This window comes from Streptococcus sp. D2, assembly GCF_006385825.1.
GTDB classification, from domain to species: domain Bacteria; phylum Bacillota; class Bacilli; order Lactobacillales; family Streptococcaceae; genus Streptococcus; species Streptococcus shenyangsis.
This window is the reverse complement of the sequence record NZ_VFSI01000010.1, coordinates 22,990-46,171: the sequence shown is the minus strand read 5'-3', so window position 1 is coordinate 46,171 and position 23,182 is coordinate 22,990. Positions and strand designations below refer to the sequence as shown.

Sequence of the window (23,182 nt, the reverse complement as noted above, 5' to 3'; positions counted from 1 at the left end):
AATCACAAAGTCAAGCATCATTGATGAAATATCAGCGCTATTAAACAATATAAATAACCGCTAAGAATAAGGCTTAACGGTTATTTTCTACATATCTAACTTTTCAAATCCTCAGTCATATGTTCACCTATGACCTAAGCTTTACGAGTGGCTTCTCTAGCAACTAATACTCAATGAAAATCAAAGAACAAACTAGGAAACTAGCCGCATGTTGCTAAAAGCACTGCTTTTAGGTTGTTGATAGAACTGACGAAGTCAGCTCAAAACACTGTTTTGAGGTTGCAGATGGAAGCTGACGTGGTTTGAAGAAATTTTCGAAGAGTATAAGCTAAATCGGCGATTACACTTACAGTATAGCACTCTGAGAATAGATGGCAAGGAATTTTCATTTCTATTAAAAAAAGCCTGTCCTGAGACAAGGCTTTGATATTCTATTATTTACGAACCTGCACTTTCGTAGGCATCTAACCCTCTATCCCAAAGTTTAAGGGAAATGACAAAGAAAATAAGGGAAATCAACATCAAACCTCCGATGTTAAAGAGAACATCCTTGTCCTGCAAGAAATAGCTGGCAGGATAGTAGGCCGTAAAAGCAAAGGGCACGATAAAGCTAATTAACCAACGAAGTAGTGAATTATAAATGGAAATCGGATACTTGGCAAAGTCATTGAACATATAGAAAATGTAAATCATGGCGCCTGACTGCTTTGTCCAAAAAGCGATACTGGCTGTCGCGATTTTCAAAGAAGTATAAATCAAGGTCGCAAATGGTATGCAGACTAGAAAAAGCAGGAATTTAGGAAGAGTCCAAGCAATGCTGGTCACTGTTGTTCCCAGTAGAATGCCACCGACCAAGAGTTCTCCCAAAGCATCAATCTGAAAGGTTTCAACTAGGATGTGAAAGAGAGGATTGATAGGACGAGTCAGATACTTATCAAATTCCCCTTTTCGCACCAAGCGCTGTCCTAGAGCCCAGAGATTGTCAAAAAAGAGATGGTCCAATCCCTTGGGAATCAAGGAAAAACCATATATAAAGGTAATTTCTTGAAAAGTCCAACCTTCTAGGGATGGGATGTGTTGAAAGATGACATTGAGAAACAAGAGGTTCAGACCTTGAGTCAAGAAGACTCCTAAAACCCCCACCACAAAATCAACCTTGTACTCCATGATTTGTTTGATGTATTGTCTGATAAAAATCAGATGCATGCGTTGATATTTTTTCATACTAACCTCCTTGAATGGTGATAAATGACTGGACTCGTTTCCAAATCAACTGAGACAAGCCCATCATCACTAAGAGCCAGAAAAACTGCAAAAGGAGTGCCTGAAGCATCTGACTGGCATCGTATTTTCCAACAATGATCATAACTGGAGTATAAATCAAGGATGAAAAAGGCAGGAAGGACAGAATATCTGCAACAAGCTTTGGAAAGAAAGCCAAGGGAATCAAACTTCCAGACATAAAGGCCACTATGGAAGTCTTGAGTAAATTGGAACCCCATAGATTTTTAAACACAAAGGCAGAAAAACCAAAACAGATATTAAAGAAAAAGTTAATCAGATAGGCCAGCGTTAAGCTAAAGAGGTAAAGGACAGTTAATCCCAGCACTTCTACAATCCCTTGCCCAGATAAGATTTTCATCAAAACAATAACGCTTAAAAATGGCAGTCCAACAGAGATAAAAATCAACCACTTGGAACCAAGCTCGGTAAAGAGATAAGAGGCTGCAAAATGCACTGGTCGCAACAAACGCATGATAATGGACCCATCCTTGACCTCCTCTCCAATCATAAAGGAGCTATCTGACCTAGTCAAAAGATTAGTCACAAAACTCATGATGATGTAGAGGGTGATATCTGCCATACTAAAGCCCTGAATCAAAGACTCCTGCGAGGAATCAAAGACAGCCTTCCAGAGATAAAAGGCCACAAAAGCACCCATAACATCTCCGATCCGATAGAGAATAAAGTTGACTCGATAGGTAATCAATTCCTGAACACCTGCATTGATAAAGGGTTTATAACGTCTCCACAATTTGACCATCTTAGAGCTCCTTTCGGTAGAAGCGGCGGATAATATCCTCAATATCCGTATCCACCATTTTCAAATCGCGGATTTCAAAATCAGACAGGGTTTGCTTGATAATGTCAGCCGACTGGTAGAGGGAACTATCGAATTCAATGTTGAGACTATTCCCTTGTCTATCAATTGTCATATCCGAAAACCCTTCATAGTGAGAAACGAGATGACTTTGACCTGGTAGCAGTTCAAAGGAGAGTGTCTTCATCTTACCAAAGGTCTCCTTGAGTTGGCTCACCGTTCCATCAAAAATCTCCTGTCCCTTGTCTATCATAAAAATCCGATCACAGAGTTGCTCAATGTCGCTCAGGTCGTGAGTGGTCAAGAGAATGGTGGTTTCTTCCTCCTGATTGATTTGGGTAATAGCCCGACGAATGTTATCCTTGACCGAAACGTCCAAACCAATGGTAGGCTCATCTAAAAAGAGAACCTTGGGATTGTGAAGCAAGGAAGCTGCAATGTCCGCCCGCATGCGCTGTCCCAATGAAAGAGTTCGCACAGGATCCTTGATAAAGTCTTTCAAATCCAAGACTTCATTTAAAAAGTCCATACGCTTATGAAAGAGAGAGTCTGGCACATCGTAAATCTCCTTCAAGACCGTGTAGGTCTCTTGCAGTGCCAAATCCCACCATAGCTGGGTTCTTTGTCCAAAGACAACACCAATATCTTTGACATAATCTTGACGATTATCCTGCGGAATCTTGCCGTTAATCCGACAAAAACCAGATGTCGGTTTTAAAATCCCTGTCAGCATTTTGATGGTTGTCGACTTTCCAGCACCATTTGCCCCGATAAATCCTAAAATCTGCCCTTTTGGAACTTCAAAAGTCAAATCCTTGACCGCTTCAAAGATCTGCTTTTCAGGATGAATAAAGGAACGCAAAGCCCCCTTCAATCCCGGTTCCTTAACTGTCTTCACAAAATTTTTCTGAAGATGTTCCACTTCTATCATTGCCATATCTATCTCCCTATCGCAAGGAATAGCAACATTGTGTTTTTGACTACAAACATTCTAAATCCTTACTTTCTAAACCTGCTACATTTTATTATTACAGAAGGCTTTATACCAACCTATTATAGTCCAATAAAAACTAAAATGCAAGCGTTTGCCTAAAGTTTATGAAATGAGAGATTTCTCTCTTAAAATACTATTTTTAATTCAAAATCATCTTTTCATCCAATTTTCTCCTAAGCTCCTTCAGTATTATTTTTGTCAGTCTATCTTGGATTGTTTCAGTTGCATTTTCATTGAAATATACAATAAACTCATCGGTTGTCTTTCCAATCTTTCTCTTTGTGCCAATGTTTTTTAGTTCTTCCAAAAATTCTACTTTCCGTTTTTCAATTTCTGACAACAAAAAAGGAAGTATCTGCAATTTACCGCTTTTACTTCCTCTCTCTAATTTTCTTTGATTATCTTACTTCGACAAACTGAGATTTAGATTGTAACCCTTACGGAACATAAAACGGGCCATGCTCTTGAAGTATGTTTCATAAGATCATAGTTTAATGCTAAGTGTAGCTACATAGTCATTCCCATAACGTGATAATCGATGTCTTTTGTCACATGATTCATAAAAATCAATCATAGCAAAACCATTTTTAAGTTGTCCTCTAATCTGAGTTTCTAAAGTATGGCTAAATTCATATCCATATTCTGGATTTATGGTTATCTTTCCTTCCTCTTCAAGCTCTTTTGAATTAAAAGGTAATAAAAACTTCAAAAGCAGTTCCTCATCAGGTTTGTCCCATACAATATCAGCATCATACATGTATATCCAAGGATTCATAAATCCGACCATCAACAATCCACCCTTTTTCAATACTCGAGAGGCTTCTTTATACATATTTTCCAAATCCTCTATATATACATTTGAAACTGGATTAAAAATAATATCAAAAGTTTCATTTTCAAATGGAAATGGTTCTGTCATATCACCTTGAACTGTATTAATTTTTAAGCCTTCTCTTTTAGCAACCATCTCATCTCTTTGTAATTGTGATTTAGAAAAATCCATTATGGTTACATCATAACCTTTTACAGCAAAAACTGGTCCCTGTTGTCCTCCACCACAAGCTAAACCTAATATCTTTTTTCCGTTTGCTTTTTCAAACCATTCTTTTGGAACTTTTTTCCCAACAGTTAAGGCAACAGAAATTGGATGTTTCCTAGCTTCTTCTAATTCTTCATGTGTCAATGGCTCAGTATAGTCATTTTTTACATTATTCCATCTATCTTTATTTAATTTTATATAATTGTTCATCTTATAATCTCCTCGTATCTTTATATTATTTCGATTTAAGGTGAATAGGTTGCCATTCCTTGATTTCATTCTATTATACCATATGTTGAATTACTATTATTTCATTATTTTTTTAATTAGTATTTTTAAAATTTATTTAAACTAAAAAAAAAACAAAAAAGCTTCTCTAAAACCAAGATTACATTTTAGTTTTTTCATAGCATTATTGTACAAAAAATAGAACCTTTTAGCAACTTAAGATTGGTTCTTCTATAGTATATTCGCTATATATTCAGACACAAAAAACCCACCCAATGGGCAGGTTTCATCTGTATTATTCAGCTAGATTAAGCTTTACCTTCTGAACCGAATACGTCGATACGTTCTTCAACTGATGCTTGGATAGCTTTTACACCGTCAGCCAAGAATTTACGTGGGTCGAAGAGTTTTTTCTTGTCGTATTCTGCTTCGTTTGCTTCGTAGTCACGAGCAAATTTACGAGTTGCGTTAGCGAATGCGATTTGGCATTCAGTGTTAACGTTAACTTTCGCAACACCAAGTTTGATAGCTGCTTGGATTTGCTCATCAGGAATACCTGATCCACCGTGCAATACGATTGGGAATCCTGGAAGAGCTTCTGTCAATTTTTGCAAGTGATCAAGATCAAGACCTTCCCAGTTTGCTGGGTAAGGACCGTGGATGTTACCGATACCAGCTGCCAAGAAGTCGATACCAGTTTCAACCATTGCTTTAGCGTCTTCGATTGGAGCCAATTCACCTTTACCGATGATTCCGTCTTCTTCACCACCGATAGTACCAACTTCAGCTTCTACTGAGATACCTTTAGCGTGTGCTTTTTCAACAACTTCTTTAGCCAATTTAAGGTTTTCTTCAACTGGAAGGTGTGAACCGTCAAACATGATTGAAGTGTAACCAACTTCGATACACTCAAGTGCATCTTCGTAGTGACCGTGGTCAAGGTGGATAGCTACTGGTACAGTGATACCCATTGATTCAACAAGGTTAGCGATCAAGTTGCGAGCAACTTTGTAACCACCCATGTATTTAGCAGCACCCATTGAAGTTTGGATCAAAACTGGAGCTTTTTTAGCTTCTGCTGCGCGCAAGATAGCTTGAGTCCACTCAAGGTTGTTTGTGTTAAATCCACCAACTGCATAACCGTTGTCACGAGCTGCTTGGACAAATTTTTCTGCTGAAACGATTGCCATTTTATCAGGCCTCCTGTATATTTTTATGGGACATCCCATTTACATTGTTCATTTTATCACTTTTTGACAAAAAAATCTAGTTTTTCCCGTAGTTTCGATTGAATTTCTTCTAGCTTCATCTATGTAAACCCTTTCTCTCCCTAGTCTTGGGCGACTTTTGGAAAAGCTATGAAGAAGGTCAAACAATTCTCCTGCATCTCAAAACGATAAGGTAATTTTTCATGTTCCAATAGACTCTTGACCACAAAGAGCCCCATCCCAGACCCTTTGGCCTTGCGACTAGCATTGTCAGAAAAAGACTGGGCTAGTTTTTCTTGTTCTTCTGGGCTACAGCTATTCTCGATAAAAAGCTCCCCTTCTCTTTCTCCAATTCGAACTAAGCCACCTGGAACAGAGTGCTTAATGGCATTGCTGATGAGATTAGATAGGATCAACTTCATAACTGATGGGTTTAGATAAGCCTGCTGATGGGTCAAACTATTGTCTATCTGGAGTTCCCTTTCCTTAGCTAGCAAGACATAATCCTTAACCAGACTTTGCGTCATCTGGTGTAAGTCAATTTGTTCCCTATCATCTCGTAATTCCTGTACAGACGAGAGAGAAAGTATCTGGAGAACATGGTGATTAAGCTCATCCACAATTCCTAAGGCAACTCCCAGATAGTGGTCTCTATCCTTATAACGCCCGACATTTTCTTTCATGTTTTCAATCAGGATTTTCAAACTAGCCAGAGGTGTTTTCAATTCATGAGAAGCACCTCGTAAAAATTCGACCTTCATCTTCTCCAGCTGGAGAATAGCTTCATTCTTATCATGCAAGTCCGCAATAACAGTCAAAAGATGCTGGTAAAGGCTATTAATTTGTTCCTTGAGATCACCAATCTCATCCTTAGAATCCACACGTAATCGCACTTGGACATCCAAATCCATCATCCGACGGGTCACTCGCTTGATTTCCAATATCGGAGCAACAATGGTCCGAGCATAGATATAGGCTACCAAGAGGGAAATCAGAAAGGAGGCCAGCAAAGTATAAGGGAGAAATTGTAGACTAATCTGCTCTGCTTCCTTTTGCAAATCCATGGACGCTAGAAACTGGAGAATCATGGTACCACCGTCCTGCGTTGTCACCTCCCGCTCCTCAATAAAAAGCGAGGTTGTCTGGCGGTCTGTGTCCAGAGGAAGACTTTCCTTGACCTCCAACTTGTCCTCGGTCATCTCTCCCTTGACGGCCCCCTTGATATCACTAGTCTGGGAATACAGCTCTAACACTTGCTCGATACTCTGCCTATTCTTACCTTCTAGGGACTGGGCAATGGCTGTCGCTTTCTGGCCAATGGTTTCCTGACGATGACTCAGATAAGTCGAAGGAAAGAGAAAATAAATGGCTAAATGAAGGCAAATTACCAGAACACTAAAAATCGAGAAGGTATAGATAAATATCTTTTTAAATAAACCTGTTCGTTTCATTTTCGCTCCAATTTATAACCAACATTGCGCACAGTGAGGATGCAGTCCAAGTCCAGCTTTTTCCGCAATTCCTTGATATAGACATCAATGACACGGTCAAAAGGAACCTCATCTGTCGCCTTCCAGACAGCATCGATAATCTGAGAACGAGTCAAGGCCCGTCCTTCATTTTTAACCAAATAATCAAGAATTTCCAACTCTTTAGCATTGATGGCTACTTCCTCACCTGCTAGGCTGGCACTGTAGCTCTCAAAATCCACCTTGGTATCCTTATAGGAGAAGATTCGTCCCGTATCATAATAGCGCTTGAAAATCGCATCTACCCTCACTTTTAAGAGAGAAAGGGAGAAGGGTTTTTCCAGATAGCCATCCGCCAGAGAAGCAAAAGCACTCATCTTGTATTCCTCATCCTGAAAAGCTGTCAACATTAAGACAGGAACCTGACTGGTTTTACGAATCTCAGATAAGACTTCTAGGCCGTTGAGCTTGGGCATCTGGATATCCAGTAAAACCAAGGCTACCTCATAGCTAGAAAATTGCTCCAGAGCTTCTTGACCGTCCGCTGCCTCAATAGTTTCATAACCACAATCCGTCAAATAATCACTAATCCCCTCACGGATCATCTCTTCATCTTCTACAATTAAAATTTTCATAGAAAAAACGTTTCACATTCCTTTAAATTTCTTATAAATCATCTCAGTTTCATCTTAAAAGAAAGAGACCTTATCAAGATGAAATAGATAAAAATGCTACCTATATTATACCCCATTTAGGGGAGAATAGGTAGCAAGTTTGTTATTCGCTATCCAGCAGAAGCTCTTTTGGTTGTTTTCTGAGGAGATTGCTTGAAGCAAGCGCCATAACGAGAACCACTAGAACCAAGGCTAGGACAAAGACGATGATAAAGTCTGATGTCTGAATAGAAATATCTAGGCTCGACAATGTCTTGCTAAAACCATCTACTTCTGCACCGCCACCAAGGTTAGAGGCTTGAGCTGCCTTGCTGGCTTGCTTGGCAACACCTGAAGTGACATTGGCAAGAACAGTATTTCCGATTGCACGCGCTGTGTAAGTAGCTAAGAAGTATGCAGAAACAAGAGCAGGAATGGCAATCAAGATGGATTCAGTAATGAATTGACCCAAGATACTTGCCTGCTTGAGACCAATAGAGAGCAGGATTCCCACTTCCTTGCGACGGGCATTGATCCAAAGGCTGAGCAAGAGGGCTAGGAGAAGAACTGAGAAGCTCAAGCTACCCCAGAAGAGGAGGTTGGCCATCTTGTACATACCAGAGATGGATTGCTCAAGAGCTGGGTAGTTAGAGGAGCTCTTCACCAGTGTGTAGCTCTTCCAGTTGATACCACTGATGCCATTCAACTCTTTCATAACGTCATCCAAGCTCTTGTCTGCTGTTACAAAGAAGGTTGCATCCCCATAGATAGCTGTATCTTCTGTATAACCATATAGTTTAGCAGCTGTATGGATGTCTGTGATAACTGTGTTTTCGTAGAGTTCTTGCGAGTAGGTTACTGCTGACTTATTGTGGCCATCAAAGAGTCCCTTGATTGTCACTTCGACTGTTTCTTTGGCACCTTTTTCATTGTCTGCATCATAGACATTAGAGTCTAGTTTGATCTTATCCCCTACTTTCCAGCCGTGTTTGGCTGCCAAGTCCTTGTGCATGAGAATCTTGTCTTTGTCATCGTTAGTTAGGTGCTCACCTTCGACCAACTTATAAGAACCAGAGACAAACTTATCTTCTTTAGAAGAGTCATTGACACCTGTAATCATCAAGCTACTTCCAAAATGTTTAGCACGGTCAGGAGTCAGATTTTTCTTGGTTTCTGGCGTTTCAATAAGGTCATATCCAGTCAAATCTCCGATAGCGTTGATGCGTTTAACATAAGACTCGATGGCCTTGTTTTCGGTGATTTTTTTGATATCTTCACCCTTAATATTTCCAGCACCACGTGGCGTTCCTTGATTGACGCGACGATTGATTTGCATGGAGAAGCTGTTGGTGATATTTTTAAAGGTCTCCTGAGAAGCCTTGGCAGTAGCTCCCTTGATCGACAAGCCGACCAAACTCAAGCTCGCCATGAGGAGAATAATCAGGAAGATGACAATCGATTTGAAAAACTTCCTTGTAACATAGGCAAATGCGTTGTGTAACATAGGTTTCCTTTCTAGATGTTGTTCTATTTTATACTTCTAACAGAAAAAGCTCATATTATTTCGTCGTATTGCGAGTTTCAGTCAGTTTCTTGTCCTTCAATTCAAGTGTAATATCTGACGCTTGTGCCACTTCTTTACTGTGGGTGACGACGATAACACATTTACCTGTTTTCTGGGCAAGTGATTTGAGCAGTTCGACAATATCTCCAGCAGTTTTAGGGTCCAGATTTCCTGTTGGCTCATCAGCTAGAATAACTGGAGCTTCCGATACCAAACTACGAGCAATTGCAACACGTTGCTGTTGACCCCCTGATAACTGGAGAACATTCCGCTTGATCTGACTTTCATCTAAACCAAGCTCAAACAGTGTATCCTTGCTTGCCTTTTTGTTGACCAAGCGGATATTTTCCAGTGGAGAAAGATAATCTATCAAGTTATAATTTTGAAAGACCAGGGAAATATGGTGCATGCGATGGTAAGAATAGCCCTTCTTACGAATATCCTCTCCTTGGAAAAGGATAGAACCTTCAACAGGACTATCTAGACCAGCAAGTAGGGACAAGAGTGTAGATTTTCCTGCTCCTGACTCACCAATAATACTGTAAAATTTCCCGGGTTCAAAATTATAATTGATCTGATATAGGACTGCTTCAGCAGTGTTCTTATAACGGTAGGTAACATCTTGTAATTGTAATAAAGTCATGATTTCTCCTTCTTAACTAATAGATGATAAAATTTCCTTAGGTGATTTTCTAAATAAGAATAGGAAACAAAGGGATACAGATAAGCAACTAATCAACAACAGAAAGACATAGGATTCTGCAAATGATAGGATATTAGTTGATAGACTGCTTGCTTTAGCTAGTGTATCTTGTAAGCTTGCCTGATCTCCACTTGCTAGGACAGATTGGAGCAGATAGGATGTAATGGCGTTTCCTGCAACAAATGCCGGAAGCAAAGCACCGATAGATACCAAAACCACCTCTAAACAGAATTGTAGGAAGATCGAGCTCTTGCCTTTTCCAAGTGCCAGAAGGATTCCCACTTCGTAAACCCTTTCTCTCAACCAAAGAGACAAGACCAAAATTAAGGCTCCAGCTCCAGCTATCAACATCCCATAAAGGAAGATGGTCAGGAAGGTTTGGAAGGTAGCAACTGAGTCTTTGATTTGTTCAAAAGCCTTGCTTTCCTTCTCGACTTGGTAGCCTTGACTTTCCAAGACTAAGTTTTCCACCTGCTTCATAAGTCCATCCATTTCCTTAGGATTTTCTACATAGAAGCGAGCTGCACTGACTTGAGGTTCACCATTTTCCAAAAGGATTTGGCTACTTTCATAGTCTGTAAAGACTTGGTTTTCACTGAAGTCGGAAGATAAGCCTGTGAATTTCTCCTGTTTTTTACCAGAAAAGATGCCGACAATCTCAAACTCTACTGTTTGTCCTTTGCCAGATTCTGACTGTCCAGCATCCAAGCTAATCTTATCATGAAGCGTAAGACCGTTCTTCTTGGCCAACTCTTCGTGGATCAAGATTTTCTTGGAATCCCCTTTTTGAAGGTGTCGCCCTTCTTTTAGATTGAAAGCCGAGCTGGTAAAGATCACATCCTTAGATGAATCCTCAAGAGCTGTTAAACTAACCAAGTTTTTGTCTGCAGCTGATAAATCATCACGCTCCACGCTCTGCTCGCCACTCACCGCTTCCTTGTCTTTTAATTTTGCGACCGTCTCGAGTTCAGGAGAGACATTTTCCAGTCCCTTAATCTTGCTTACAGATACTAGGTCCGACAGCTTGAAAGTCTGACCATTTTCTATCTTCTTAATCGAAAAAGATGTGTTGAGTGATTTGTAAAGATTGGTTTCAACTGTTTTGTTGGACTTCATCAGAGTCAAACAGGCTGAAATTCCAGCCAATAGGACCAATAAAATTAGAAATAAAATAAAACTTCTCAGTCGTTTTCTGCTGACATAAGCCCAAGCTCTTTGGATTGGATTCATTTGTCACCTCCATATTTGTAAGACTATTATAAAATCCAAATATGAAATGTTTATGAAATGCAAAAAAAGAGCAAAAATTTTTTTGCTCTACTTGAATTAGATGAAAACAAAAGAGCTAGCCTAAGCTAACTCTTATCCTATGCGGAGAGAGGGACTTGAACCCTCACGACCTAAAGCGGTCACAGGATCCTTAGTCCTGCGCGTCTGCCAATTCCGCCATCCCCGCGTCGATTACTTTACTAGTATATCAACTTTTAGGACTCTTGTCAACACTTTTTTCAAATTTTTTTCATTTCATCAACTAAATTACTCTGAAAGTTCATTTAGCTTCTCATCTACTAACTTAGCTCCAAGTGTATTTTTGAAATGGCCTAGAGCAAATTGATGATTTTCAGGCCAGATAGAAGCAACGGCTGGTTGAACAATCTCGATGTCATATCCTAGATTATAGGCATCTATAGCTGTATGCAGAACACAGATATCCGTCAAGACACCTGTTAAGATAACTGTAGAAATTCGACGCTCTCTCAAACGAATATCTAGGTCAGTCCCTGAAAATGCTGAATAATGGCGTTTATCCATCCAAAAAACTCGACTGTCTGAACCATGCTCTTGATAAAAGGTTCCCAAATCTCCGTATAAATTCCGTCCACTCGTCCCAATCAAATTGTGAGGAGGAAATAGCTTGCTTTCTGGATGGAAACAATCGTTTTCTTCATGAGCATCAATGGTAAAGAAGATGTAATCTCCTCGTTCAAAAGCTAATCGAGTCACCTTACTAATGGCTTCCGAAATAGCTTGAGCTGGAGCACCTGCTGTCAATTTACCACTGTCGGCAACAAAATCTTCTGTATAATCAATCGAAATCAAAGCTTTAGTCATTAGTAATCTCTTTTCTTCACTTCTTCAAAAATATCTGAAATCAAGACCTTAAGGTAGGTTCCCTTCATTCCAAGTGAGCGACTTTCAATAATTCCCGCAGACTCAAGTTTACGAAGAGCATTGACAATCACAGAACGGGTAATACCGATACGGTCTGCAATCACAGACGCAGTCAACTGCCCTTCATTTCCATTTAATTCCCCTAAAATTGCTGAAACAGCACGGAGTTCGGAGTAAGACAGAGTATTAACCGCCATGGTAACAGCAGTACGGCGACGGATATTTTTCTCATCTTCTTCACGCTGGAAGTTGAGGAGTTGAATTCCAACAACGGTACTCGCAATCTCAACAAGAATCAAGTCCTCGTCTTCAAATTTTTTATCATTGCGCCAAATAATCAAAGAACCAAGGCGAATCCCTGATACATGAATCGGTGCAATGGTTGTCAAGCCATCTGGAAAATCCGAACGACTCTCTACAGGGAAAATACTCAAATCATGATCAACTGTCAGATTGGCTTCTGTATCGTAAATCATGTTCGCACCTTGAATGTAGTCATCTGGGAAAATCTTAGTTTGGAAGAATTGCTCTACACGATCTGTATTGGTTTTATAACGCATAAAATAACCAAGGAGACGTCCCTTGCTATTGACGATACAAGCGTTACAGTCAATAATATCTGCCAATTGACGGGTAATCGCATTGTAGGGAAGTTCTTCCTGCAACTGCTCCTCCGAGCGCTTCAGGATAGAAGTAATTTTTCTTGTTTTTTCTAGTAAATGTGCCATTTTTCACCTCGAATTTAATCGCTATCATTATAACATAAAAAGCTTGAATTTTCAATTATTATCTGAAAATTGCTTATTTAATTGCAATTTAGACTAGCTGAAATATTTTAGAAAATTAGGTTTTCTTGTTGACAACCTAATTTATTTTTGATATTATATTATCATAAGAAGATGGATGGATAATACCTTTCCATTTCACCTATCCTTTGCTATCACCATCTTCTTTCAACCTTGGTCTCCTTATATAAAAAAGCGATTCATTTTGAACCGCTTTTTCTTATTTGTCACCCTTGTTACGAATAACAAAGCCTGTTTGCTTTTCGCTTGAAGTATTGCGTGGTTTTTTATTGTCTTTATTACGGTAACGTCTGTCTTTATCAAAACGATCATTGCCACGACTTCCTTTTTTGAAATCATCACGACGACCATTGCCACGGCGATCACGGTCTCGACGGTCGTCCCCACGACGGCCTCCACGACCTCCCTTACCTTTACCACCGAAGCCATTACCTGATGGTTTAAACGGCAGTGGTTTTTCACGCGCAATCTCCACTTCAGGAAGACTATCTGGATCCTGAACTGTTAAGCTGAGAATATACATGGCCAATTCTTCAGGACTAAATTCTGAGGCCAATTGACGAGCATCCTTGCCAAACTTCTCAAAGTTGCTACGAATCTCCTCATTAGCAAAATCACGTTCGATTTTCTTAAGAGCTACTTGCTTTTTAGCTTGGAAGGCTTCTTCTGCACTTGCAGGTTTGAGACCTTTCATGCGTTTCTTTGTCAAGTTCTCGATGATTTGGAGGTAACCCATTTCATTAGGTGAAACGAAGGTAATAGACTGACCTGATTTACCAGCACGACCTGTACGCCCGATACGGTGAACATAACTTTCAGGATCTTGTGGAATATCGTAGTTGTAGACATGGGTCACACCTGAAATATCCAACCCACGCGCTGCAACGTCTGTCGCAACCAAAACATCAAGATTGCCATTTTTAAAGTCACGAAGGACACGAAGACGTTTGTTTTGGTCTAGGTCTCCATGAATTCCTTCTGCACGGAAGCCACGGATTTTCAGACCACGAGTCAATTCATCTACACGGCGTTTTGTACGACCAAATACGATAGCAAGTTCTGGTTGTTCCACGTCCATGAGACGGGTCATGGTATCAAATTTTTCTTGTTCTTTAACTCGGATATAGTATTGGTCAACCAATTCTGTTGTCAATTCCTTGGCAGCAATCTTCACATGCTCAGGTTCTTTCATAAACTGAACACCGATACGCTTGATGGCATCTGGCATAGTTGCTGAGAAGAGTAGGGTTTGACGGTTTTCAGGGACACGAGAAATGATCGCTTCGATATCTTCAAGGAAGCCCATGTTGAGCATTTCATCTGCTTCGTCAAGGATGAGAGTTTCAATATCTTGTAATTTCAAGGCCTTGCGTTTAATCAAGTCCAAGAGGCGACCTGGAGTTCCCACCACGATATGGGCACCAGATTTAAGAGCTTTGATTTGTTTTTCAATGCTGGAACCACCGTAAACTGAGCGAACTTTCACTCCCTTGCTACGGCCAAAGCGGAAGAGTTCTTCTTGACTTTGGACAGCAAGTTCACGTGTTGGAGCGATAACCAAAGCTTGGATGGTCGCTTCTTCTGTACGGATTTTTTCAAGGGTAGGCAAGCCAAAGGCTGCAGTTTTTCCTGTACCAGTCTGAGCTTGACCGATAACGTCCTTACCTTCAAGAGCCAAGGGAATAGTTTGTTCTTGGATCGGACTGGCTTCTACAAAACCAGCTTTTTCAATCTCTGCTAGCAAATCAGCAGACAAGTTTAATTCATTAAATTTCACGTTATTCTTCTTTCTAAAGGTGGTGCGAAGCCACCCTATAGGGCTTAGTTTATACTTTTCTTTTTATGACGGATTTTCATATACTGGATATAAAATCGTGTTGCTTCTTTTCCACAAAAGAAAAGTACTGTTTTCTTTGCAACCTATCTAGTATAACACAAGACAAGCTTAAAAGATAGCCCAATTTCTCTAGAAAATCATGTAAGCGGTTTTTGGCTTTCCTTTTTGATTGAACGACCTAGATAATAAGACAAAGCCAAGGCTATACTATATAAAATGAGAAAAACGAACAAGGTTTGTGTGTAAGAATGAGCCATTTTATAAGTCTCTGCTAATAAAATAGGTCCTGCTAAACCAGCCATTGCCCAAGCTGTTAAAATATATCCATGCAGAGCGGCCAATTCCTTGGTTCCAAAAATATCACTGAGATAAGCCGGAATCAATGAAAAACCAGCTCCATAGCAAGTCATCAAAATAGACATAGCGACTACAAATAAAACGGAATTTGTAAAGAGCCAAAGCGAGAGAGAAAAGAAAAGATTGACAAGCAGTAATATACTAAAGGTTAGAGGGCGACCGATATAGTCAGATAAACTCGCCCAGAGCAAACGACCAAACCCATTGAAAATCCCTAAAACGCCCACCATTACTGCTGCATGACTTGTAGACAAGCCAGCCATCTCCTGTGCCATTGGCGATGCCGCTGAAATTAAGCCTAAACCACAAGCTATGTTGATAAAGAAAATAATCCAAAGTATATAAAACCGATTGCTTTTCAGGGCCTGATTTGCAGCCATTCCTTGCGTCAAAGAGGTTATTTTTTCTTTCCCTGAAACAGATAAAATTGCAAGCTCTTGCTCATTTGGACGCTTAATGAATTGTGAAGCTAGGAGCATGATAATAAAGTAACTTGCACCTAAAATATAAAAAGTTTCTACAAGCCCTACCCCTGCGATGAGATGTTGCGCTATGGGACTAGTCAATAAAGAAGCAAAACCAAACCCCATAATCGCTAAACCTGTTGCGAGACCACGTTTATCAGGAAACCATTTTATAATCGTTGACACAGGGGTAATATAGCCTGCTCCCAAACCAAGCCCACCTAAAATGCCATAAGCGAGATACAACAACCACAGCTCCTGACGGTCTATTGCAAATCCTGTTAAGATATTTCCACCTGCGTATAGAAAAGCAGATAGACTCCCCATGACTCTCGGACCAAATTTTTCTACCAAACGCCCCATAAATGCAGCCGATAATCCCAAACAAAAGATTGCTAGACTAAAGGCAAAGGCAACAGAAGCCTGATCCCATCCCGTTTTTTCAATAATAGGGTTGCGATAAACACTCCAAGCATAAGTCGAACCCAGCATTAAGTGTAAAATGACCCCAGCAAAAGCAATAATATAACGATTCAATTTCATAAAACCTCCTATTTTCGAACATTTATTCTATCTTATATAAAAATAGATAGGATTTTAGTTTATCAAGCTTGTCAAAAAATTACTAGTTTTTTGTTTGGAAAGCGTTTTTAGCTTTTTCTGTCTTTTTCGTAGCAGAATTGTGCAAAAGTTTTTTTCTTGTGCTAGAATGAAAGTCGAAAAGGAGGAATTCTAAATGTTAACTTATGATTTAATCGTTATCGGATTTGGTAAAGCTGGTAAAACACTAGCTGGTAAATTGGCTTCAGCTGGCAAAAAAGTTGCCCTCGTTGAACGTAGTAAAGCTATGTATGGTGGAACTTGTATCAACATTGGTTGTATCCCAACTAAAACTTTACTAGTTGCTGCTGAGAAAGACTTGTCTTTTGAAGAAGTGATTGCTACCAAAAATACTATCACTGGTCGCCTCAATGGTAAAAACTATGCTACTGTTGCAGGTACAGGCGTGGATATCTTTGATGCGGAAGCTCACTTCCTTTCAAATAAAGTCATCGAAATCCAAGCTGGTGATGAAAAGAAAGAACTGACCGCTGAAACAATCGTCATCAACACTGGTGCTGTTTCAAACGTCTTGCCAATCCCTGGACTTGCTACAAGCAAAAACGTCTTTGACTCAACAGGTATTCAAAACTTGGACAAATTGCCTGAAAAACTTGGAATCCTTGGTGGCGGAAATATCGGTCTTGAATTTGCTGGTCTTTACAACAAACTTGGAAGCAAGGTTACAGTTCTAGATGCCTTGGATACTTTCCTACCTCGTGCAGAACCTTCCATCGCAGCTCTTGCTAAGCAATACATGGAAGAAGACGGTATTGAATTGCTTCAAAATATCCGCACTACTGAAATCAAAAACGATAGTGACCAAGTGCTCCTTGTAACTGAAAACGAAACTTACCGTTTCGACGCCCTTCTCTACTCAACTGGACGCAAACCAAATGTAGAACCACTTCAACTTGAAAATACAGATATTGAACTAACTGAACGTGGTGCTATTAAAGTAGACAAACATTGTCAAACAAACGTTCCTGGTGTCTTTGCAGTTGGAGATGTCAACGGTGGCCTTCAATTTACTTACATTTCACTTGATGACTTCCGTGTTGTTTACAGCTACCTTGCTGGAGATGGCAGCTACACACTTGAAGACCGTCTCAATGTACCAAACACTATGTTCATCACACCTGCACTTTCACAAGTCGGTTTGACTGAAAGCCAAGCTGCTGATTTGAAACTTCCATACGCAGTGAAGGAAATCCCTGTTGCAGCAATGCCTCGCGGTCACGTAAATGGAGACCTTCGCGGAGCTTTCAAAGCTGTTGTTAATACTGAAACAAAAGAAATTCTTGGAGCAAGCATCTTCTCAGAAGGTTCTCAAGAAATCATCAACATCATCACTGTTGCTATGGACAATAAGATTCCTTACACTTACTTCACAAAACAAATCTTCACTCACCCAACCTTGGCTGAGAACTTGAATGACTTGTTTGCGATTTAAGTTGAGATTTAATCGTATCGAACAGCCCTCTGAGGTCTGTTTTCATTTCTGCGAAATCTCATACTCTTCGAAAATCAAATTCAAACTACGTCAGCTTCACCTTGCCGTACTCAAGTACAGCCTGCGGCTAGCTTACTAGTTTGCTCTTTGATTTTCATTGAGTATCAAATCTGTCTTTTCCCTCTTTTATGATATAATAGAAACATGAAATTAAAAACTACTTTGGGCCTTCTTGCTGGGCGTTCTTCCCACTTCGTTTTAAGCCGTCTTGGCCGAGGGAGTACGCTTCCAGGAAAACTTGCCCTTCAATTTGATAAAGATATTTTACAAAACCTAGCTAAGAACTACGAGATTGTCGTGGTCACTGGAACCAACGGAAAAACCTTGACAACTGCCCTCACTGTCGGCATTTTAAAAGAGGTTTATGGTCAAGTTCTGACCAACCCAAGCGGTGCCAACATGATTACAGGAATTGCGACAACCTTCTTAACAGCCAAATCGTCTAAAACTGGGAAAAATATTGCCGTCCTAGAAATCGACGAAGCCAGTCTATCTCGTATCTGTGACTATATCCAGCCAAGCCTTTTTGTTATCACCAATATCTTCCGTGACCAGATGGACCGCTATGGTGAGATTTACACAACTTACAAGATGATTTTGGATGCTATTCGTAAAGTGCCTACTGCCACTGTTCTCCTTAATGGAGACAGCCCACTTTTCTACAAGCCAGCTATTCCAAATCCTGTAGAGTATTTTGGTTTTGACTTGGAGAAAGGTCCAGCCCAGCTGGCTCACTATAATACCGACGGAATTCTCTGTCCTGACTGCCAAGGCATCCTCAAATATGAGCATAATACCTATGCAAACTTGGGTGCCTATATCTGTGAAAGCTGCGGATGTAAACGTCCTGATCTCGACTATCGCTTGACAGAATTGGTTGAGTTAACCAACAATCGCTCTCGCTTTGTCATTGACGGACAAGAATACGGTATTCAAATCGGTGGTCTCTACAATATCTACAACGCCCTAGCTGCTGTGGCTATCGCCCGTTTCCTTGGTGCAGATTCACAACTAATCAAGCAAGGATTTGATAAGAGCCGTGCTGTCTTTGGTCGTCAGGAAACCTTCCATATCGGTGACAAGGAATGTACCCTCGTCTTGATTAAAAATCCAGTCGGTGCAACTCAAGCTATCGAAATGATTAAACTAGCGCCTTATCCATTTAGCCTATCTGTTCTCCTTAATGCCAACTATGCGGACGGAATTGATACTAGCTGGATTTGGGATGCTGATTTTGAACAAATCACTGAGATGGACATTCCTGAAATCAACGCTGGCGGTGTTCGCCATTCTGAAATTGCACGTCGTCTCCGAGTGACAGGCTATCCAGCTGAGAAAATCACTGAAACAAGCAATCTGGAGCAAGTTCTCAAGACCATTGAGAACCAAGACTGCAAGCATGCCTATATCCTAGCTACCTATACTGCTATGCTGGAATTCCGCGAACTGCTGGCTAGTCGTCAGATTGTTAGAAAGGAGATGAACTAATGGTTTATACTTCACTTTCCTCAAAAGATGGCAATTACCCTTATCAGCTCAACATTGCTCACCTCTACGGAAATCTCATGAATACCTATGGGGACAATGGAAACATCCTCATGCTCAAGTATGTTGCTGAAAAACTGGGAGCCCATGTGACCGTTGACATCGTTTCACTTCATGATGATTTTGATGAAAATCACTACGACATCGCCTTTTTCGGTGGCGGTCAAGACTTTGAACAAAGTATTATTGCAGACGACCTACCTGCTAAAAAAGAGAGCATTGACAACTACATCCAAAACGACGGTGTGGTTCTGGCTATCTGTGGTGGTTTCCAACTATTGGGTCAATATTATATTGAAGCATCGGGTAGGCGTATCGAAGGGCTAGGTGTCATGGGCCACTACACCCTCAACCAGACCAATAACCGTTTTATCGGTGACATCAAGATTCACAATGAAGATTTCAATGAAACCTACTATGGTTTTGAAAATCATCAGGGTCGTACCTTCCTCTCAGATGACCAAAAACCGCTGGGACAGGTTGTCTATGGAAATGGAAATAACGAAGAAAAGGTCGGCGAAGGAGTTCATTATAAGAATGTCTTTGGTTCTTACTTCCACGGGCCTATCCTCTCTCGTAATGCCAATCTAGCTTATCGCCTAGTCACTACTGCCCTCAAGAAGAAATATGGTCAGGACATTCAACTCCCTGCTTATGAGGATATTCTCAGCCAAGAAATCGCTGAAGAATACAGCGACGTCAAAAGCAAGGCTGACTTTTCATAAACAAAGGAAAATGATATCAAAGAACTCCGTTATCTTGTCGGAGTTCTTTTTGTCTTTTCTTTTACCCTTCTCCCTTGCATTTTCTCTCTTTTTTTGCCAAAATAGAGGGGTAGAAAGAAGGTAGCATATGTCTAAATTACAACAAATCGTAACATATCTTGAAACTGAAAAACTAGACGTCGCTGTCGTATCTGACCCCGTCACTATCAATTACCTCACTGGCTTTTACAGTGATCCTCATGAACGTCAAATGTTCCTCTTTATCCTAGCTGATCAGGAACCACTTCTGTTCGTTCCAGCCCTTGAGGTTGAGCGTGCAAGCAGCACCGTATCCTTCCCAGTTGTAGGCTATGTGGATTCTGAAAATCCATGGCAAAAAATGAAAGATGCTCTTCCACAGCACGACTTCAAACGTGTAGCTGTGGAGTTTGACAACCTCATTTTGACTAAATACCATGGCTTGAAATCAGTTTTTGAAACAGCTGAGTTTGACAACCTCACTCCTCGTATCCAACGCATGCGCCTCATCAAATCAGCTGATGAAGTGCAAAAAATGATGGTTGCAGGTCTCTATGCTGATAAGGCTGTTAAGGTTGGTTTTGATAATATTTCTCTTGATAAGACGGAGACAGATATTATCGCTCAAATCGACTTTGCCATGAAACGTGAAGGCTATGAAATGAGCTTTGATACTATGGTCTTGACTGGTAATAATGCTGCAAATCCACACGGTATCCCAGCAGCAAACAAGGTTGAAAATAATGCTCTTCTCCTCTTTGATCTTGGTGTTCTAGTCAACGGCTATGCGTCAGATATGACTCGTACAGTCGCAGTCGGCAAACCTGACCAATTCAAGAAAGACATTTATAACTTGACTCTTGAAGCTCAACAAGCTGCTCTTGACTTTATCAAACCAGGTGTGACTGCCCATGAAGTGGACCGCGCTGCCCGTGAGGTCATCGAAAAAGCTGGTTACGGCGAGTACTTCAACCACCGTCTCGGTCACGGTATCGGTATGGATGTCCACGAATTCCCATCTATCATGGAAGGAAACGACTTGGTTATCGAAGAAGGCATGTGCTTCTCTGTTGAACCAGGTATCTATATCCCTGGTAAAGTTGGTGTCCGTATCGAAGACTGCGGTGTTGTTACTAAGAATGGTTTTGACCTCTTTACAAAAACAAGCAAAGACTTGCTTTATTTTGATTAAATTTATACAAAAAAGTTAGCTCGAACAGCTAACTTTTTACTTTATCTTCTTGATGCTTTGGTTCAAAATAAATCCGACAATCATCCCCACTGTATTTTGGAAAAAGTTGGGAAGAATTTCAGGTAGGGCTGCAGCCCAGCCATTCATCAAAGTAGAACCTAGGGCGTAACCCCCTACCATGGCAATCGTTGCTAAGATAAGGCCTAACCACTGAGTTTTTCCTTTAAATCCTGCGAAAAATCCCTGCAAGCCATGGTTGACCAAACTAAAGAACATCCACTGAGGATAGCCTGATAAGAGGTCAATCAAGAAACCTGCTAGTCCTCCGACTACAGCCCCTTCACGACTACCAAAGTAGAAGGCCGCAAAGAAGACACCAGCATCTAAAAGAGTTAGAATTCCTGTCGGTGTTGGAATTTTTAAGAAATAACCTAGAACCACAGAAAGGGCGGTTAAGAGGGATACAAGGGCGATTTTAGTTGTTTTGGTTTGCTTCATATTGTCTTACTCCATACTGATCTGCTTGTGCAATGGCACGATAAACGAAAGCCTTAGAACTTTCTACTGCTGGTAAAAGTTCAGCACCTTTAACCAAGTGACTGGCAATGCTAGAGGCAAAGGTACAACCTGCACCAGCATTTTGCCCTTGGATGACAGGATTTTCTAGGACTGTAAAGGTTTGTCCATCATAAAAGACATCCACAGCCTTGTCCTGACTAAGGCGATTGCCTCCCTTGATAATAACTGCTGGCGCGCCTAAATCATGCAATTTCTGCGCTACAGTTTTCATGTCTTCCAAGCTTTTGATTTCTTGACCAGCCAATAATTCTGCTTCAGGAAGATTAGGCGTAATCACACTGACATAAGGGAAAAAGCGAATCAACTCTTGGCAGAGTTCACTGACTGCTACGTCGTGCGTTTCCTTGCAGACCAAGACAGGATCCAATACCACAGGCACTCCTGGGCGCTGCTTGATAAAGTCCAGTGCCTTCTCAGCCACACTGACAGTTGGTAGAAGACCAATCTTAATCCCTGCAAATTCCACATCACGCAAACTATCTAATTCATGTTGAAAAATGGCATCGTCAGTTGGAAAGACTTCGAATCCCTTTTCTGTCAAGGCTGTCAAGCAAGTCACTGCTACAAAGCCATGCAAGCCGTTCAAAGTATAGGTAGCCAAATCTGCTGATAAACCACCACCACTAAAAATATCATTCCCAGAAAGTGCTAAAATACGATTATTCTTCATAACGAATCTCCTTTAAATACAAACCATTTGGTGCTGCAGTGGGACCTGCAAGTTGCCTGTCCTTTTTCTCCAAGATGAGGTCAATCTGCTCTACTGGCATACGGTTGTTTCCGATTTTGAGCAGTGTCCCCACCATATTGCGAATCTGCTTATACAAGAAGCCATTTCCTGAAAAGGTAAAGGTCAAAAATTGTCCTGTCTCATCAACCCTGAGACTAGCTTCTGTGATGGTGCGAACCTTATCCTCCACACTGGTTCCAGATGCTGTAAAGCCTGTAAAATCATGTATTCCCTCTAACTTTTTGATTGCCATCTGCATCCGTTCCACATCAAGCGGATAGGGAAAGTGAGTAGCATAGTGACGACGCATAGGATTTTTGGGACGGCCCCTATCTACGATAAACTCATAGGTCTTGCTATGCTTGGCATAACGGCAATGAAAATCATCCTCCACTAGCTCAATAGAAATCACATCAATATCTTCAGGGGACTGGGTGTCCAAGGCAAAGCGAAGTTTTTCCTCATCCATCTGGTAGGGCAAGTCAAAATGAATAACCTGTCCCAGGGCATGAACACCACTATCTGTCCTACCAGCACCGTGAACAGTAATGGCTTGCCCTTTATTTAACCTGGTCAAGGTTTTTTCAATTTCTTCCTGAACGCTACGCGCATGAGGCTGGCGCTGAAAACCAGCAAAGGCGTAACCATCATAGGAAATAGTTGCTTTATATCTTGTCATGACTTC

The 23,182-nt window shown here is 40.7% G+C and carries 22 protein-coding genes and 1 tRNA gene; 4 read left to right on the top strand and 19 right to left on the bottom strand.

Going from position 1 to position 23,182, the window contains the following annotated elements; genetic code table 11:
- Positions 1–438: 438 nt before the first annotated feature.
- The 16 genes from FJR73_RS07160 to FJR73_RS07080 all read right to left on the bottom strand — a co-directional run bounded on the left by FJR73_RS07160 (position 439) and on the right by FJR73_RS07080 (position 16,138).
- Positions 439–1,224: an ABC transporter permease gene (locus tag FJR73_RS07160; protein WP_140834134.1), complete on the bottom strand. Its 786-nt coding sequence runs from the start codon at positions 1,222–1,224 to the stop codon at positions 439–441.
- Between the two features lies 1 nt (position 1,225).
- Positions 1,226–2,044, bottom strand: a complete 819-nt coding sequence (locus FJR73_RS07155) for an ABC-2 family transporter protein (RefSeq protein ID WP_140834132.1) — start codon at positions 2,042–2,044, stop codon at positions 1,226–1,228.
- A gap of 1 nt (position 2,045) precedes the next feature.
- A complete protein-coding gene (locus FJR73_RS07150) occupies positions 2,046–3,038 on the bottom strand; it encodes an ATP-binding cassette domain-containing protein (protein WP_140834130.1) in 993 nt (330 codons plus the stop codon).
- A gap of 196 nt (positions 3,039–3,234) precedes the next feature.
- Positions 3,235–3,435 (bottom strand): hypothetical protein, encoded by a 201-nt coding sequence (locus FJR73_RS07145; RefSeq protein WP_153196589.1) that lies wholly within the window; start codon positions 3,433–3,435, stop codon positions 3,235–3,237.
- A gap of 144 nt (positions 3,436–3,579) precedes the next feature.
- Complete coding sequence (locus FJR73_RS07140) at positions 3,580–4,344, bottom strand: class I SAM-dependent methyltransferase (RefSeq protein ID WP_140834128.1); 765 nt, start codon at positions 4,342–4,344, stop codon at positions 3,580–3,582.
- 326 nt (positions 4,345–4,670) lie between these two features.
- On the bottom strand, positions 4,671–5,552 hold the full coding sequence (locus FJR73_RS07135) for a class II fructose-bisphosphate aldolase (RefSeq protein WP_001019001.1): 882 nt from the start codon (positions 5,550–5,552) through the stop codon (positions 4,671–4,673).
- 140 nt (positions 5,553–5,692) lie between these two features.
- Positions 5,693–7,021 carry a sensor histidine kinase VncS gene (gene vncS / locus FJR73_RS07130; RefSeq protein WP_140834126.1) on the bottom strand — a complete coding sequence of 443 codons (1,329 nt, stop codon included), beginning with the start codon at positions 7,019–7,021 and terminating at the stop codon, positions 5,693–5,695.
- Complete coding sequence (gene vncR / locus FJR73_RS07125) at positions 7,018–7,674, bottom strand: response regulator transcription factor VncR (protein WP_140834123.1); 657 nt, start codon at positions 7,672–7,674, stop codon at positions 7,018–7,020. Before vncR ends, vncS begins: the two co-directional genes overlap by 4 nt.
- A 142-nt stretch (positions 7,675–7,816) precedes the next feature.
- Positions 7,817–9,196, bottom strand: coding sequence for an ABC transporter permease subunit Vex3 (gene vex3 / locus FJR73_RS07120; protein ID WP_140834121.1), 1,380 nt, complete (start codon positions 9,194–9,196; stop codon positions 7,817–7,819).
- Between the two features lie 55 nt (positions 9,197–9,251).
- Positions 9,252–9,899, bottom strand: coding sequence for an ABC transporter ATP-binding subunit Vex2 (gene vex2 / locus FJR73_RS07115; RefSeq protein ID WP_140834119.1), 648 nt, complete (start codon positions 9,897–9,899; stop codon positions 9,252–9,254).
- 12 nt (positions 9,900–9,911) lie between these two features.
- On the bottom strand, positions 9,912–11,189 hold the full coding sequence (locus tag FJR73_RS07110; RefSeq protein ID WP_140834117.1) for an ABC transporter permease: 1,278 nt from the start codon (positions 11,187–11,189) through the stop codon (positions 9,912–9,914).
- Between the two features lie 140 nt (positions 11,190–11,329).
- A tRNA-Leu gene (locus FJR73_RS07105) sits at positions 11,330–11,415 on the bottom strand.
- 80 nt (positions 11,416–11,495) lie between these two features.
- On the bottom strand, positions 11,496–12,071 hold the full coding sequence (locus tag FJR73_RS07100) for a cysteine hydrolase family protein (protein ID WP_049539920.1): 576 nt from the start codon (positions 12,069–12,071) through the stop codon (positions 11,496–11,498).
- Positions 12,071–12,859 carry a GTP-sensing pleiotropic transcriptional regulator CodY gene (codY, locus tag FJR73_RS07095; RefSeq protein ID WP_000940740.1) on the bottom strand — a complete coding sequence of 263 codons (789 nt, stop codon included), beginning with the start codon at positions 12,857–12,859 and terminating at the stop codon, positions 12,071–12,073. Before codY ends, FJR73_RS07100 begins: the two co-directional genes overlap by 1 nt.
- 277 nt (positions 12,860–13,136) lie before the next feature.
- Positions 13,137–14,714 carry a DEAD/DEAH box helicase gene (locus FJR73_RS07085; protein ID WP_061759465.1) on the bottom strand — a complete coding sequence of 526 codons (1,578 nt, stop codon included), beginning with the start codon at positions 14,712–14,714 and terminating at the stop codon, positions 13,137–13,139.
- A gap of 197 nt (positions 14,715–14,911) precedes the next feature.
- Complete coding sequence (locus FJR73_RS07080; protein ID WP_000774076.1) at positions 14,912–16,138, bottom strand: OFA family MFS transporter; 1,227 nt, start codon at positions 16,136–16,138, stop codon at positions 14,912–14,914.
- Between the two features lie 193 nt (positions 16,139–16,331).
- Here FJR73_RS07080 and FJR73_RS07075 point away from each other — a divergent pair, with 193 nt between their 5' ends.
- The 4 genes from FJR73_RS07075 (at position 16,332) to FJR73_RS07060 (ending at position 21,188) form a co-directional block, all read left to right on the top strand.
- On the top strand, positions 16,332–17,648 hold the full coding sequence (locus FJR73_RS07075; protein WP_140834115.1) for an FAD-containing oxidoreductase: 1,317 nt from the start codon (positions 16,332–16,334) through the stop codon (positions 17,646–17,648).
- 204 nt (positions 17,649–17,852) lie between these two features.
- Entirely contained in the window at positions 17,853–19,196 is a 1,344-nt protein-coding gene (gene murT / locus FJR73_RS07070; protein ID WP_140834113.1) for a lipid II isoglutaminyl synthase subunit MurT, read from the top strand.
- Positions 19,196–19,978, top strand: a complete 783-nt coding sequence (gene gatD / locus FJR73_RS07065; protein ID WP_033686811.1) for a lipid II isoglutaminyl synthase subunit GatD — start codon at positions 19,196–19,198, stop codon at positions 19,976–19,978. Before murT ends, gatD begins: the two co-directional genes overlap by 1 nt.
- 127 nt (positions 19,979–20,105) lie before the next feature.
- Positions 20,106–21,188, top strand: coding sequence for a Xaa-Pro peptidase family protein (locus tag FJR73_RS07060; RefSeq protein WP_140834111.1), 1,083 nt, complete (start codon positions 20,106–20,108; stop codon positions 21,186–21,188).
- A gap of 36 nt (positions 21,189–21,224) precedes the next feature.
- Here the strand turns inward: FJR73_RS07060 and FJR73_RS07055 are convergent, their stop codons facing one another.
- Genes FJR73_RS07055 through truA form a run of 3 tightly spaced genes read right to left on the bottom strand, consistent with a single transcriptional unit; the run spans position 21,225 to position 23,176 of the window.
- Entirely contained in the window at positions 21,225–21,686 is a 462-nt protein-coding gene (locus FJR73_RS07055; protein ID WP_140834109.1) for an ECF transporter S component, read from the bottom strand.
- Positions 21,664–22,437 carry a bifunctional hydroxymethylpyrimidine kinase/phosphomethylpyrimidine kinase gene (locus FJR73_RS07050; RefSeq protein WP_140834107.1) on the bottom strand — a complete coding sequence of 258 codons (774 nt, stop codon included), beginning with the start codon at positions 22,435–22,437 and terminating at the stop codon, positions 21,664–21,666. The genes FJR73_RS07055 and FJR73_RS07050 overlap by 23 nt, the downstream gene beginning before the upstream one ends.
- Complete coding sequence (gene truA, locus FJR73_RS07045; protein ID WP_061759460.1) at positions 22,427–23,176, bottom strand: tRNA pseudouridine(38-40) synthase TruA; 750 nt, start codon at positions 23,174–23,176, stop codon at positions 22,427–22,429. Before truA ends, FJR73_RS07050 begins: the two co-directional genes overlap by 11 nt.
- Between the last annotated feature and the right edge of the window lie 6 nt (positions 23,177–23,182).